Source organism: Pseudomonas sp. B3(2017) (assembly GCF_002113595.1).
In the GTDB taxonomy this organism is placed as follows: domain Bacteria; phylum Pseudomonadota; class Gammaproteobacteria; order Pseudomonadales; family Pseudomonadaceae; genus Aquipseudomonas; species Aquipseudomonas ekonensis.
In genome coordinates this window covers 88,468-101,682 of the sequence record NZ_NEIU01000017.1, presented here as the reverse complement: position 1 = coordinate 101,682, position 13,215 = coordinate 88,468, and the positions used below count along the sequence as shown (strand labels likewise).

Annotated in this window: 12 protein-coding genes and 1 tRNA gene; 5 read left to right on the top strand and 8 right to left on the bottom strand. The window is 65.5% G+C overall.

Annotated features, from left to right (window positions below; all coding sequences use genetic code 11):
• Positions 1 to 116: 116 nt before the first annotated feature.
• Entirely contained in the window at positions 117 to 1,100 is a 984-nt protein-coding gene (locus CAG33_RS22235; protein ID WP_371856135.1) for a Dyp-type peroxidase, read from the top strand.
• 33 nt (positions 1,101 to 1,133) lie between these two features.
• On the opposite strand, the gene CAG33_RS22230 is transcribed toward CAG33_RS22235, so the two are convergent.
• A complete protein-coding gene (locus CAG33_RS22230; RefSeq protein WP_085640556.1) occupies positions 1,134 to 2,846 on the bottom strand; it encodes an amidase in 1,713 nt (570 codons plus the stop codon).
• A 138-nt stretch (positions 2,847 to 2,984) separates the two neighbouring features.
• Positions 2,985 to 3,773 carry a helix-turn-helix domain-containing protein gene (locus CAG33_RS22225; protein ID WP_085586830.1) on the bottom strand — a complete coding sequence of 263 codons (789 nt, stop codon included), beginning with the start codon at positions 3,771 to 3,773 and terminating at the stop codon, positions 2,985 to 2,987.
• 83 nt (positions 3,774 to 3,856) lie between these two features.
• Between CAG33_RS22225 and CAG33_RS22220 the strand changes: the two genes are divergently transcribed.
• A complete protein-coding gene (locus tag CAG33_RS22220; RefSeq protein WP_085586829.1) occupies positions 3,857 to 4,855 on the top strand; it encodes a bile acid:sodium symporter family protein in 999 nt (332 codons plus the stop codon).
• Between the two features lie 41 nt (positions 4,856 to 4,896).
• Here the strand turns inward: CAG33_RS22220 and CAG33_RS22215 are convergent.
• Together CAG33_RS22215 and CAG33_RS22210 are read right to left on the bottom strand one after the other, a co-directional pair.
• Positions 4,897 to 4,971, bottom strand: a tRNA-Gln gene (locus tag CAG33_RS22215).
• A gap of 150 nt (positions 4,972 to 5,121) precedes the next feature.
• The gene (locus CAG33_RS22210) at positions 5,122 to 5,727 is read right to left on the bottom strand and encodes a response regulator transcription factor (RefSeq protein ID WP_085586828.1); all 606 of its coding nucleotides are present in this window, start codon (positions 5,725 to 5,727) and stop codon (positions 5,122 to 5,124) included.
• A gap of 112 nt (positions 5,728 to 5,839) precedes the next feature.
• Here CAG33_RS22210 and CAG33_RS22205 point away from each other — a divergent pair, with 112 nt between their 5' ends.
• The gene (locus CAG33_RS22205; protein ID WP_085640554.1) at positions 5,840 to 7,480 is read left to right on the top strand and encodes a hybrid sensor histidine kinase/response regulator; all 1,641 of its coding nucleotides are present in this window, start codon (positions 5,840 to 5,842) and stop codon (positions 7,478 to 7,480) included.
• A gap of 12 nt (positions 7,481 to 7,492) precedes the next feature.
• Here the strand turns inward: CAG33_RS22205 and CAG33_RS22200 are convergent, their stop codons facing one another.
• The 4 genes from CAG33_RS22200 to CAG33_RS22185 form a co-directional block, all read right to left on the bottom strand.
• Positions 7,493 to 7,807, bottom strand: a complete 315-nt coding sequence (locus CAG33_RS22200) for a hypothetical protein (protein WP_085586826.1) — start codon at positions 7,805 to 7,807, stop codon at positions 7,493 to 7,495.
• A gap of 192 nt (positions 7,808 to 7,999) precedes the next feature.
• Positions 8,000 to 8,803 (bottom strand): hypothetical protein, encoded by an 804-nt coding sequence (locus CAG33_RS28835; RefSeq protein ID WP_256576749.1) that lies wholly within the window; start codon positions 8,801 to 8,803, stop codon positions 8,000 to 8,002.
• Positions 8,804 to 9,349: 546 nt separating this feature from the next.
• On the bottom strand, positions 9,350 to 10,528 hold the full coding sequence (locus CAG33_RS22190; RefSeq protein ID WP_085586825.1) for a cystathionine gamma-synthase: 1,179 nt from the start codon (positions 10,526 to 10,528) through the stop codon (positions 9,350 to 9,352).
• A complete protein-coding gene (locus tag CAG33_RS22185) occupies positions 10,525 to 11,901 on the bottom strand; it encodes a pyridoxal-phosphate dependent enzyme (protein WP_085586824.1) in 1,377 nt (458 codons plus the stop codon). The genes CAG33_RS22190 and CAG33_RS22185 overlap by 4 nt, the downstream gene beginning before the upstream one ends.
• A 203-nt stretch (positions 11,902 to 12,104) precedes the next feature.
• Between CAG33_RS22185 and CAG33_RS22180 the strand changes: the two genes are divergently transcribed.
• Complete coding sequence (locus CAG33_RS22180; RefSeq protein ID WP_085640552.1) at positions 12,105 to 12,365, top strand: ParD-like family protein; 261 nt, start codon at positions 12,105 to 12,107, stop codon at positions 12,363 to 12,365.
• Positions 12,362 to 13,159, top strand: a complete 798-nt coding sequence (gene map, locus CAG33_RS22175) for a type I methionyl aminopeptidase (RefSeq protein ID WP_085586823.1) — start codon at positions 12,362 to 12,364, stop codon at positions 13,157 to 13,159. The genes CAG33_RS22180 and map overlap by 4 nt, the downstream gene beginning before the upstream one ends.
• Positions 13,160 to 13,215: the final 56 nt, after the last annotated feature.

The following is a 13,215-nucleotide window of genomic DNA, read 5'->3' as shown; positions in this document are numbered from 1 at the left end:
CTTTATGTTTTTCGGGGTGGACGGGGCCATGCTAGTGGGAGCCTTCCGACAAAGAAAAATCGTTTATTTCGTGGGTATTGTTCGTAAATAGCGAAGTGTCGGAATACAACACTTCTTTGCTAACCTCGCTGTCGAGCCAGTCCACCACTCCGGGAGCCAAGATCATCGACACGCCAGATCCTCAAGCCGTCTGCAGCCCGATCACCAGTGCCGCCATATTCATCGTGGCGACCCTCAACGCCGGGGCTGAGGCCGCCGACACCGTGCGCGGTTGGTGCGCCGACGTCGCGGGGCTGACGCGCTCGGTCGGCAAGCGCGTTCCCTCGGGCAACCTGTCTTGCGTCTGCGGGTTTTCCTCCAACGCCTGGGATCGTCTGTTCGGCGGTCCGCGCCCGGCATCCTTGCACGGTTTTCGCGAGTTCGGGGTAGAAGGGCGGCGCGCCGTTTCCACGCCGGGCGACCTGCTGCTGCACATTCGGGCCGACCAGATGGATCTGTGTTTCGAGCTGGCGACGCAGTTGATGTCCGCGCTGGACGGCGCCGTGACGGTGACCGACGAAGTGCAGGGTTTCCGTTATTTCGATATGCGCAGCATCATCGGGTTTGTCGATGGCACGGAAAACCCGGTCGGCCGCAAAGCCGAGCATTTCGCCCTCGTGGGCGATGAAGATCAGGCGTTCAGCGGTGGCAGTTATGTGCTGGTGCAGAAGTACCTGCACAACATGAAGGCGTGGAACGAGTTGTCGGTCGAGGCCCAGGAGCGGGTGATCGGCCGCACCAAACTGTCCGATATCGAGCTGGACGATTCGGTCAAGCCGAGCAATTCCCACAGCGCGCTGACGACAATCACCCAGGATGGCGAAGAGGTGAAGATCCTGCGCGACAACATGCCGTTCGGTCGGCCCGGCGCGGGGGAGTTCGGTACTTACTTCATCGGCTACGCGCGTTCGCCGGAGCCGCTGGAACTGATGCTGGAAAACATGTTCGTCGGCAAGCCGCCCGGCAACTACGATCGGTTGCTGGACTTCAGCACGGCGGTCACCGGCAGCCTGTTCTTTGTGCCTTCGGCGGATCTGCTGGAGGCGTTGGCGGAGCGATAAAAAAGGCGGGATCGAATGATCCCGCCTTTTTTCTCACTTGCCGATCGCCAGGGCTGGCGTACGCGGCGGCACCAGACGCTTCGAGCCGGTTGCCTCAAACGCCGCCGCCAGGCGCAGCAGCGTCGAGTCGTCGTAGGCGCGGCCGGCGAAGGTCAGGCCCACCGGCATGCCGATGTCCGCCATGACACCCATCGGCACGGTCACGGTCGGCACGCCGAGGTGACGGATGGCGAGGTTGCCGTTGGCGACCCAGATGCCGTTGCTCCAGGCGATGTCCGCCGACGCCGGGTTGACGTCCGCGTCCGCCGGGCCGACGTCGGCGTTGGTCGGGAACAGCACGGCGTCGAGGCCGAGGCGGTCCATCCAGTCTTCGAGGTCGAGCTTGCGGGTCTGCTCCAGGCCGCGCAGGCCGTCGGGCAGGGTCGGGATCTGGTCCCACGGCTTGATGCCGCGCTCGGCCATGCGCACGTATTCGTCCATGCCGGCGGCCAGGTCGCCTTCGCGGTTGGGCAGGGTGCCCGGATCGTGCGGGAAGATCTTCGGCCCGTCGACGTCCGCCAGGCGGTTGAGTTTCGGATCGCCGTTGGCCCGCAGGAAATCATCGAACGCCCAGGCCGACAGATCCCACAGCTCGTCGTGCATGAACTCCTTGGACACGATCCCGCGGTTGAACACGGTCGGCGCGCCCGGGCGGTCGCCTTCGCAATTGGACACCAGCGGGAAGTCCACCTCGATCACTTCGGCGCCGGCGGCTTCCAGCGCCTTGCGCGCCTGGTTCCACAAGTCGATCACCGAAGGGCGGGTGTTGATGCGTTGGCCGGTCGGGCCACCGATGCCGGGCGCTTCGCTGGTGCCGGCCTCGGCGTCGGCGTTGATGTACATGCGCGGCACGCCCAGACGCTTGCCGGCCAGGGCCGCAGTGCCGACGGCCAGTTCGGCGTAGGAGGCCGGACGCACCGACGCCACGCTCGGGATCGGCACCCACGGCTGCAGACGCCACAGGTCGCCACGGGTGTCGGTGTCTTCGGCCACGACCACGTCGAGCACTTCAAGCAGGTCGGCCATGGTGCGGGCGTAGGGCACGACCACGTCCATGGTCGGCGTCAGCGGCCAGTTGCCGCGCACCGAAATCACCCCGCGCGACGGCGTGTAGGCGCACAGGCCGTTGTTGGAGGCCGGGCCGCGGCCGCTCGACCAGGTTTCCTCGGCCAGGCCGAACGCCGAGTAGCTGGCGGCGGTGGCAGTGCCGGCGCCGTTCGACGAGCCGGAGGCGAAGGGAGCGGTCAGATAAGCGGCGTTGTACGGGCTTTCGGCGCGGCCGTAGACGCCGCGCTGCATCCCACCGTTGGCCATCGGCGGCATGTTGGTCTTGCCCAGGCAGATCGCCCCGGCGGCGCGCAGGCGTTCGATGGTGAACGCATCGCGGTGGGCGACCAGGTCGGCGAAGGCCGGGCTGCCGGACGCAGCGGTCAGGCCCTTGACCAGGTAGCTGTCCTTGGCGGTGTAGGGGATGCCGTCCAGCGGGCCGAGGGTCTTGCCGGCGGCGCGGCGGGCGTCGGAGGCCTCTGCTTCCTTCAGGGCTTCAGGGTTGCGCACCACCACGGCGTTGAGGGCGGTGGCGGTCTGCGGGCCGTCGTAGGCGTCGATCCGCGCGAGATAAGCCTGCACCAGCTCGACCGCGGTGGTCTGGCCCGATTCCAGGGCTGCGCGCAATTGGGCAATGGAAACTTCAGTGACTTCGATCATGCTGTTACCGCCGACAGGTTCTCAGATGGGTTGTTCGTCATGGTTATCGTGGCACGGTGTCAAGAATCCTTGATGAGCGAGACTCTACCCTGAAGTGATGCGGATGGGGTATTCAAATTCGATAAATATCGGCATTTATCATCGAAAAAATTCACCGGGCGTCTCTCCGAACTGTTGCCGGAACGCGGCGATGAAGGCCGAAGTTGAATCATAGCCGCAGGCCAGCGCCACATCGGTGACCCGTTCGCCCCGTTCCAGCGGCGTCAGGGCGCCGAGCAGGCGCAGGCGCTGGCGCCAGGCCCGGAAGGTCAGGCCGGTGTCGCGCAGGAACAGGCGGCTGAGGGTCTTTTCGGTGACGCCGAACCGGTCGCTCCAGTGCTGCAGCGTGGTCGACTGATCGGGATGCTGCTCAAGGCTGCGGTAGATCTGCTGCAAGCGGCTGTCCTGGGGCAGTGGCAGCATCAGGTCGATTTGCGGGGCTTCGGCCAACTGGTCGAGGATCACCTGAGCGAGCCGACCGTGGGGGCCGTCCAGGTCGTACTCCACCGGCACGCCGCTGAAGGTGCGGATCAGCTCGCGCAGCAAGTCGTTCACGGCCAGCACATGACACCGTTGCGCCGCCCGGCCTGCGACGCTGCAATCGATGTACAGGCTGCGCATTTCCGTGTGCGGCGAACTGAACACCCGATGCGGCACGCCGGCCGGGATCCACACCGCCCGCTCCGGCGGGGCGACGAAGCGCCCGGCGGCGGTCTGCACTTCCAGCACGCCCTGGATCGCGTAAGACAACTGCACCCACGGGTGGCTGTGGCGGCGGGTGAGGGCGCGGTTGGGCAGCGATTCGGTGCGGCCGTAGAGCGGTCGCGGCAGGCTGGGCAGTCCGGGAATGCTGCGTCTGACGCTTTTGTCGTGTCCTTTAGGCGGCATCTGTGGGCTCTTCGGCGTTAGTCGGTCATTGCCGATCACGTTAGAGTCGCCTTCACGTACTGGCAACCCCCGGAAGACCGCTTATGACCCGCCCACGCTTGTTACCCGACAACTTCACCCTGACCCTGATCGGCGTGGTGCTGCTGGCCAGTTTCCTGCCCGCCAGCGGCCAGGTCGCGGTCGGCTTCGGCTGGCTGACCAACATCGCCATCGCGCTGCTGTTCTTTCTGCATGGCGCCAAGCTTTCGCGGGAGTCGATCATCGCCGGCGCCGGCCACTGGCGCCTGCATTTGCTGGTGTTCGGCCTGACGTTCGTGCTGTTCCCGCTGCTGGGCCTAGCGCTCAAGCCGCTGCTGTCGCCGCTGATCGGCGACAACCTGTACATGGGCATGCTCTATCTGTGCGCGCTGCCGGCCACGGTGCAATCGGCGATTGCGTTCACTTCGCTGGCCCGGGGCAACATTCCGGCGGCGATCTGCAGCGCGGCGGCCTCCAGCCTGTTCGGGATCTTCCTGACGCCGCTTTTGGTGACGCTACTGTTGAACGTCCATGGTGACGGCGGTTCGACCCTTGATGCCATCGTGAAGATCAGCGTGCAGCTGCTGTTGCCGTTCATCGCCGGACAGATCGCCCGGCGCTGGATCGGCGCCTGGGTCGGGCGCAACAAGCATTGGCTCAAGTTCGTCGATCAGGGTTCGATCCTGCTGGTGGTTTACGGCGCCTTCAGCGAGGCGGTGAACGAAGGCATCTGGCATCAGATCCCGGTGTTGGATCTGTTCGGGCTGGTGGTGGTGTGCTGCATCCTGCTGGCGCTGGTGCTGCTGGCGTCCACGGTGCTGGGCAAGGCGTTCGGCTTCAGCCAGGAAGACCGCATCACCATTCTGTTCTGCGGTTCGAAGAAGAGCCTGGCAACCGGTGTGCCGATGGCCCAGGTGCTGTTCGCCGGCAGCACGATCGGCGTGCTGATCCTGCCGCTGATGCTGTTTCATCAGATTCAGTTGATGGTGTGTGCAGTGCTGGCGCAGCGATATGCCAAACGGCCGGAGTCGATTCCTGAACTGATGGCTCAGGTGGATCCATAAGGGAGTTGGCTAAGTAAGGGAGGGTGAAACGAGGAAGAAAATGGCAGGGGCGGCTGGATTCGAACCAACGCATGGCAGGATCAAAACCTGCTGCCTTACCGCTTGGCGACGCCCCTGTATTCGGTTGGCCTGTCTGGCTTCCCGGAAAGTGCGCGAAATTTAACAACATTTTTTCCGTCTGGGAAGCCCCGAACGAAATAATTTTCTTGGAAAACAGCCTGTTATCTTTTTTGCGCCGCCCGTGACGGCTCATTTCGCCGCTTTTCCTACAGCGTCCCCGAGTATTTCACCGCCGCAGCGGCACGGGAGGGGACGTTCAGCGTGCGCAGCAACGAAGACACATGAATGCGCACGGTAAACGGAGATATATCGAGTTCCCGGGCGATTTCCTTGTTCGTCTTGCCTTGGGCGATCAGCCGCAGCACTTCCTGCTGACGGGCGGTCAACGCCGTGCCGGATTCCAGCGGCAACAGGCCCGAAGGCGCAAACCTGACCAGCACTTCACCCTCGCGGATGGCCAGGATCGCCTGGCCGATCTCGTCCGGGGCGATGTTCTTGCCGATGAACCCGTCGATCCCGGCGGCCATCACTTCGCCGATCAGCGTTTCGTCGTCCACCATCGACACCACGATCAATGTGGTGCGCGGCCATTGCAGGCGCAGTTGCGCCAATTGGTCGAGGCTGGTCAGGCCGGGAAAGCGCAGGTCGAGGATCAGTGTGTCCGGCTCGTCGCCTGACCGGAGCAAGCGCTGCACGGCCTCGAAATCGCCGGCCTCGTCGACGGCGGCCTCGGGCAACAGGCGCTGGACGGTGCGCAGCAGCGCTTCGCGAAACAGCGGGTGATCGTCGGCTATGATGATTCGGCAAGCCATGGCTGCACCCTCCCTGGGTCTGGCGTTCCGTTGGCTTGCACCTTAGCACCGGGCAAAGGCGTTGCCTGTTGGTTCGTGCTGGATCTGACGACTGCCGCACAAGGACGTTCCCATGAAGTTCGAAAAGAACACCGAGCTCGACCAGGCCAACCTGCGCATCATTCTGGCGAGCGTGGCCCTGGCCTACATCAGCGTGCTGGGCTTTCTGCCGGGGCAGCGGGTGGACACCTACCTGCCGATCATCGCCTACATCAGCGTGTTCCTGCTGGCGTCGGCGGTGCTGCGCCAGGCCATTGTGCGTTGGCCCGGGCATTATCCGGCGCGGCGGATCTTCGGCATGGTCAACGACTACACCGGCACCTCGTTCGGGCTGGTGATGGGCGGCGCCACCGCGTTGCCGCTGTATGCGGTGATGGTCTGGGTCAACCTGGGCAACGGCATGCGCTACGGTTCGCGTTACCTGGCGATCGCCACGGCGCTGGCGTTGGCGGCGCTGGTCGTGGTGTACAGCCTGACGCCGGTGTGGCAGGCGCAGCCGTTCATGGTGCTGATGCTGATGATCACCAGCACGGTGATTCCGTTCTATGCGCACCTGCTGCTGGAACGCACGCGCAAGGCGTCGGAAGAGGCGGTCGCGGCCAATCTGGAGAAGTCGCGGTTCCTGGCCCAGGCCAGCCACGACCTGCGCCAGCCGATCCACTCCATCGGCCTGTTCACCGCGTGCCTGCGCGAGTCCCGCCTGGGTGACGAAGAGCGCCGGCTGGTGGACAACATCGACCGTTCGCTGCTCAACGTCTCGCAGCTGTTCCGTTCGATCCTCGACCTCTACACCCTCGACAACGGGCGGATCCAGCCCAAGCTCCAGACGTTCGAACTGGGCGAATGGCTGGCCGACCTGATCCGCCAGAACGCCGAAGCCGCACGCTGGGCCGGCGTGGAACTGCGCCTGCGTCCGTCCCGGCACTGGGTTCGCACCGACCCGGCGCTGCTGGCGACCATGGTGCAGAACGTCCTGTCCAACTGCTTCAAGTACGGTGCGCACCGGCCGGTGCTGATCGGCGTGCGCAAGCGTGCCGGCGGGCTGGCCATCGTCGTGTACGACTGCGGCAACGGCATCGCCGAGGAACATCTGCCGAAGGTCTTCGAGGAGTTCTACCGGGTTCGCCAGTTACGGGACAAGGATGTGGAGGGCGTGGGGCTGGGGCTGTCGATCGTCAAACGGTTGGGGCAACTGATCGGTGTCGGGGTGACGCTGCGCTCGCGGCTCGGGCATGGCACGGCGGTGACCCTGTTCGGATTGCCGTTGGCGACGGCGCCTGCGTTGCCGGCGGTGCGCGATGAGGCGCGTCAGGCGGGCATGCTGACTGGGCTGAAAGTGTGTCTGGTAGAGGATGACCGCAACGTGCTGCTGGCCACGTCGGCGCTGCTCGAGCGTTGGGGGTGCGTGGTGCAGGCCGAGACGACGGGGCAGGGGCTGGTGACGGACTGCGACATCATCGTCGCCGACTACGACCTGGGAGCCCACGGCACCGGCATCGAGTGCATCGACGACATTCGCCGGCAGCGCGGTCAGGCGGTGCCGGCGATGATCATCACCGGGCATGACATCGAGAAAATCCAGGCGGCGCTGCATGACCGTCGGATCGCCATCCTGTCAAAACCGGTGCGTCCGGCCGAGCTGCGCGCGACCTTGCGTGCGCTGCGCGAGCGGCGGGACGAGCCGGTGGGCGCCGGCAGCGACAGCCTGGCGTGAGGGCGGATCCGGTTACCGGTACGGGATCGGCGAGGCGCCTTTGGGCAGGCAGGTCAGCGGCGGCGACATGATCCCCATGCTGGCCACGGCGACGATCGCGCCGCTGGGCAGCTCGCAGTTGTACTCGCCGCCGGCGGTGTAGGCCGTGTAATAGGTGAGGGTGCTGTCGCTGCGCACGTTGGCGATCTTGGTGACGGGCTGGCCGATCACGGTCTGGGCCCGTTCCTTCATGCTGTCTTCGGTGGGTTTGGCGGTCTGGCAACCGGCGGCGCCGGCCAGCAGCGCACCGATGACAGCGAGTTTGCAGAGGCGTGAGTGCAGTTTCATGGTGTGTCTTCCTTGGTGTTGTTCTTTTTCCGGGCGCGACGGTGCCGTGCACGGTGCAAGGGCCGTGTGGGGAAGCGTCGGGGGTTGCGGGGACTATAGCGCCGGGCGACGCAGCGGTCATTAGCACAAATGTGCTAGCGGGGACGAAACGGGCGGTCGGATGGGACCGCCCGTTTTACCTGGCTGGGCCGGTTATTGAGGGCTGTTGAACTGGTCGGAATAGCTGCCGGTCATGAGCGCCGAGGCGACCCGGTCGGAGCCGACGCCGACGCGGGAGTAGGCCAGCCGGTTGGCGCCGACCTTGTCCGCGCCATCGGCGGCCAGGGCGCCTGCACCGACATGGTCGGAACCGTCGGAAGCCACAGCGCCTGCGCCGACATGATCGGAACCGTCGGAGGCCACAGCGCCCGCGCCGACGTGGTCAGAGCCATCGGAAGCCACAGCGCCCGCGCCGACATGATCGGAACCGTCGGAAGCCACGGCGCCCGCGCCGACGTGGTCAGAGCCATCGGAAGCCACGGCGCCTGCGCCGACGTGGTCAGAGCCATCGGAAGCCACAGCGCCTGCGCCGACATGATCGGAACCGTCGGAGGCCACAGCGCCCGCGCCTACATGATCGGAGCCGTCGGAAGCCACAGCGCCCGCGCCTACATGATCGGAGCCGTCGGAAGCCACAGCGCCTGCGCCGACGTGGTCGGAACCGTCGGAGGCCACAGCGCCCGCGCCTACATGATCGGAGCCGTCGGAAGCCACAGCGCCCGCGCCGACGTGGTCGGAACCGTCAGAGGCCACGGCGCCCGCGCCGACATGGTCGGAGCCGTCGAAAGCCACAGCGCCCGCGCCGACGTGGTCAGAACCGTCAGAGGCAACGGCACCCGCACCGACATGATCCGAGCCATCGGACGCCAACGCCTGCGGCTGCGCCGCCCAGGCCACAGGCACCACCACCGTTGCGGCCACCGCAAGAACGACGCCTGTCAAAAGCTTGTGTTTCATGATCTTCTCCACGACCCATCAGCCACAACGCGTCCGAGCGGCGTCCGTCGGCTGCACCGGCGGCAGGGCTCGTTGGCCCGGGGTTAACCAGATTGGCGATTGGCACGGGCGCACCGCCAGGTGCACGGGTGTCGACGTACTGCATGAAACTTCGTTAGCGAACTGAAAAGTATAGTCGGCCAATCGTCGGCGACGGAGGCCGCTCGGCCCGGGGCGATAGTCGGTTAACGTCCTTGCGGGCGGGCGCTAGAAGGAAATCGGTCTAAAAAGGGCGTTTCGGATTTCAAAGCCTTTGCTAGGCTCATAGGTGTAGGCGAACACGCAGACTGATGCGCAAGCGGATAGCGAGGAAGCGTTGGGCGCGTTCCGAAGGGTACACGGTTAGAAAGATCCCCGCGCTGGGATCCAGCCCTTATGCCGTGTGAAGCAGCAGAGCACATTGCCTGTACTGTGGGAGTCCTGATAAACCTCGTAAGCCAGAGACCAGCACTGGCCGCCTACTCGAACACCAAAGCCCGCCTTGTGCGGGCTTTGACGTTTCGGGGCCTATATCTTCGCCAACGCCTGCGCCAGGTCGGCGCGCAGGTCCTCGACATCTTCCACGCCCACGGACAGGCGCACCAGCGTATCGCCGATGCCCAGCCGCGCGCGGGTCTCTGCCGGGATGGTGGCGTGGGTCATGATCGCCGGGTGCTCGATCAGGCTTTCCACGCCGCCGAGGCTTTCGGCCAGGGCGAAGATCTTCACGTTCTCCAGGAAGCGTCGGGCGCCGGCCAGGTCGCTGTTCACGTCCAGGGAGATCATCCCGCCGAAACCGCGCATCTGCCGTTTCGCCAGTTCATGCTGCGGGTGCGACGGCAGGCCCGGGTAATAGACGCGCTTGACCTGCGGCTGGCGCTCCAGCCACTGCGCCAGTTCCAGGGCGTTGCTGCAATGGCGCTCCATGCGCAGCGCCAGGGTCTTCACGCCGCGCAGGGTGAGGAACGCGTCGAACGGCCCGGCGATCGCGCCGACCGCGTTCTGCAGGAAGCCCAGGCGCTCGGCGAGTTCCGCGTTCTGCCCGACCACGGCGATGCCGCCGATCACGTCGGAGTGACCGTTGAGGTACTTGGTGGTCGAGTGCAGCACGATGTCGAAGCCCAGCTCCAGCGGACGCTGGATGTACGGGCTGGCGAACGTGTTGTCGGCCACGCACAGGATGCCCCGCGCCCGGCAGGTGCGGGCGATGGCCGCGAGGTCGACCAGACCCAGCAACGGGTTGGTCGGGGTCTCGACGATGACCATGCGGGTGTCGTCCTGCAGCGACGCTTCGAAGGCCGACAGGTCGCTCAGGTCGACATAGGTGAAACGGTGTCCGGCGCTGTGCTGGCGCACCTTGTCGAACAGGCGGAACGTGCCGCCGTACAGGTCGTTGCCCGACACGACGTGCGAGCCGGCCTCAAGCAGTTCGAGCACCGTGGAAATGGTCGCCAGGCCCGAGGCGAAGGCGAACGCCCGGGTGCCGCCCTCCAGATCCGCCACGCAGCGCTCCAGGGCGAACCGGGTCGGATTGTGCGAGCGGCCGTAGTCGAAGCCCTTGTGCACACCGGGGCTGTCCTGCAGGTAGGTGGAGTTGGCGTAGATCGGCGGCATCAGCGCCCCGGTGGTCGGGTCCGGCGTTTGCCCGGCGTGGATCACGCGGGTGGCGAAGCCCCGTGGCGGGGCGTTTTCATCGTGCTGGCTCATGCCAGGGATCTCCGTAGTTGGTTGAGCATGTCGACGCGGGTGATCAGGCCATGGAAGCCCGAGGCGTCGGCGATGATCGCCACCAGGCCGCGGTTGAGGACCTTCTCCAGCTCGGCCAGGTCGGCGTTCGGCGCCAGGGTCTGCAGCTTGTCGGTCATCGCGCTGGCGACGGTCTTGCGAAAATGCGCAGCGTCCTCATGGACGCCGAGCAGGATGTCGGATTCGTCGATCACACCGACCAGCTGGCGGCCTTCGACCAGGACGGGCAGCTGCGACACATCGGCCAGGCGCATGCGCTGGAAGGCCGTGAGCAGGGTGTCTTCCGGGCCGACGCTGATCACCCGGCCGTCCTCGAAGCGTCGGGCCACCAGGTCGCGCAGGTCGCCGTAGCGCTTGCGCGCCAGCAGGCCCTGGTCGTTCATCCACTGATCGTTGTAGACCTTGGACAGGTAGCGGGTGCCGGTGTCGCAGACGAAGCTGACCACCCGTTTCGGTTCGGTCTGCTCGCGGCAGTAGCGCAGCGCGGCGGCGAACAGGGTACCGGTGGAGGAACCGCCGAGAATGCCTTCGACCCGCAGCAGTTGGCGGGCGTGGTCAAAGCTTTCTTCGTCGCTGATGGAATAGGCGTGGCGCACGCTGGAGAGGTCGGAGATCGACGGGATGAAGTCCTCGCCGATGCCTTCCACCGCCCAGGAACCGGCGGTGCCGAGGTGGCCGCTGCGGCTGTATTCGGCCATCACCGAGCCGACCGGGTCGGCCAGCACCATTTCAAGGTCCGGCTGCACGCGCTGGAAGAACCGGGTCAGGCCGGTGAGCGTGCCGGCGGAGCCGACGCCGACGACGATGGCGTCCAGGTCATGTTCGGTCTGCGCCCAGATTTCCGGGGCGGTGCTGCATTCGTGGGCCAGCGGGTTGGCGGGGTTGTTGAACTGGTCGGCGAAGAAGGCGCCGGGAATGTCCTTGGCCAGGCGTGCGGCGACGTCCTGGTAGTACTCGGGGTGGCCCTTGCCGACGTCGGAGCGGGTGATGTGCACTTCGGCGCCCATGGCCTTGAGGTGCAGGACCTTTTCGGTGGACATCTTGTCCGGCACCACCAGCACCACCCGGTAGCCTTTGGCGCGGCCCACCAGGGCCAGGCCCAGGCCGGTGTTGCCGGCGGTGGCCTCAACGATGGTGCCGCCGGGCTGGAGGCGGCCGTCGCGTTCGGCGGCGTCGATCATGGCCAGGCCGATGCGGTCCTTGATCGATCCGCCGGGGTTCTGCGATTCGAGTTTGAGAAACAGCGTGCACGGCCCGGTGTCGAAGCGGGTGACACGAACCAGCGGTGTGTTGCCTATCAGCCCAAGCACTGCAGGGCGTGAATCCTTTGACATCTCTTCACCTCGTTTGTGGTGATTGATCGCGATCCATTCGCGGGGAACAAGCTCGCATGCAACATAGGCCCGGATGGTCTGCGCCGCAACCTTTCGCTGGTTGGGCCAATGGTTTGGGGCGTGGGTGCGGCAAGGTCCGATTGCGGTTTTCGTTCGAACGCCGCTAATATACGTTCCATATGCATTTCATATCAGGTATTGCCGTGGGCATCGTAAAAATCTCCGAGGACATGCACGAGAACCTGCGCATCTCCAGCAGCGCACTCAGCCGTTCGATCAACGCACAGGCCGAGCACTGGATGCGCATCGGCATGCTTGCCGAGCTGCACCCCAACCTGGATCACAGCGCCATCTGCCGCTTGCTGATCCGCGCCGAGCAGGCGGGCGGTCTCGATCTGCAGCGTCTGTGCACGTTGGCGGATGCCTCGTCTGCGGCCTCGTCTGCGCAGAGGACCGAAGCATGAGAAACCCGATCAAGATCAACACCGCCGCCGACATCGCCCAATCGCGGGAGGCGGGCCGTTTGGCCGCCGAAGTGCTGGCCATGCTGGTGCCCCACGTCAAGGCCGGGGTCTCCACCGACGACCTCGACCGTCTGTGCAACGACTATATCGTCAACGTGCAGAAGGCGATTCCCGCCAACGTCGGTTATCACGGTTTCCCGAAGACGGTGTGCGCGTCGGTCAACGAGGTCGTGTGCCACGGCATTCCGTCGGGCCGCAAGCTGAAGGACGGCGACATCGTCAACCTCGACATCGCGGTGATCAAGGACGGCTGGTTCGGCGACACCAGCCGCATGTACGTGGTCGGCGAGCCGACGCCCGAGGCCCGGCACCTGATCAAGACCACCTACGACGCCATGTGCGCCGGCATCCGCGCCGTGCGCCCGGGCGCGACCCTGGGCGACATTGGCTTCGCGATCCAGAGCCTGGCGGAGCGGGAAGGCTTCAGCGTGGTGCGCGAGTACTGCGGGCACGGCATCGGCAAGGTCTATCACGATGAGCCGCAGGTGCTGCACTACGGGCATCCGAACCAGGGCCTGAAGCTGAAGGCGGGGATGATCTTCACCGTCGAACCGATGCTCAACGCCGGTAAGCGCCATGTGAAAAGCCTGGCCGACGGCTGGACCGTGGTGACCAAGGACCAGTCGCTCTCGGCGCAGTGGGAGCACATGGTGGCGGTGACCGAGGACGGCTTCGAAGTGCTGACGGCGTGGCCGGACGAGATCGCAGGGTTTGCGCCGATCCTTCGGTCGTAAAAAAGGGCCGGCACCGCCCGACGCGATGCCGGCCCGAAGGTGACACTTCCTAGACG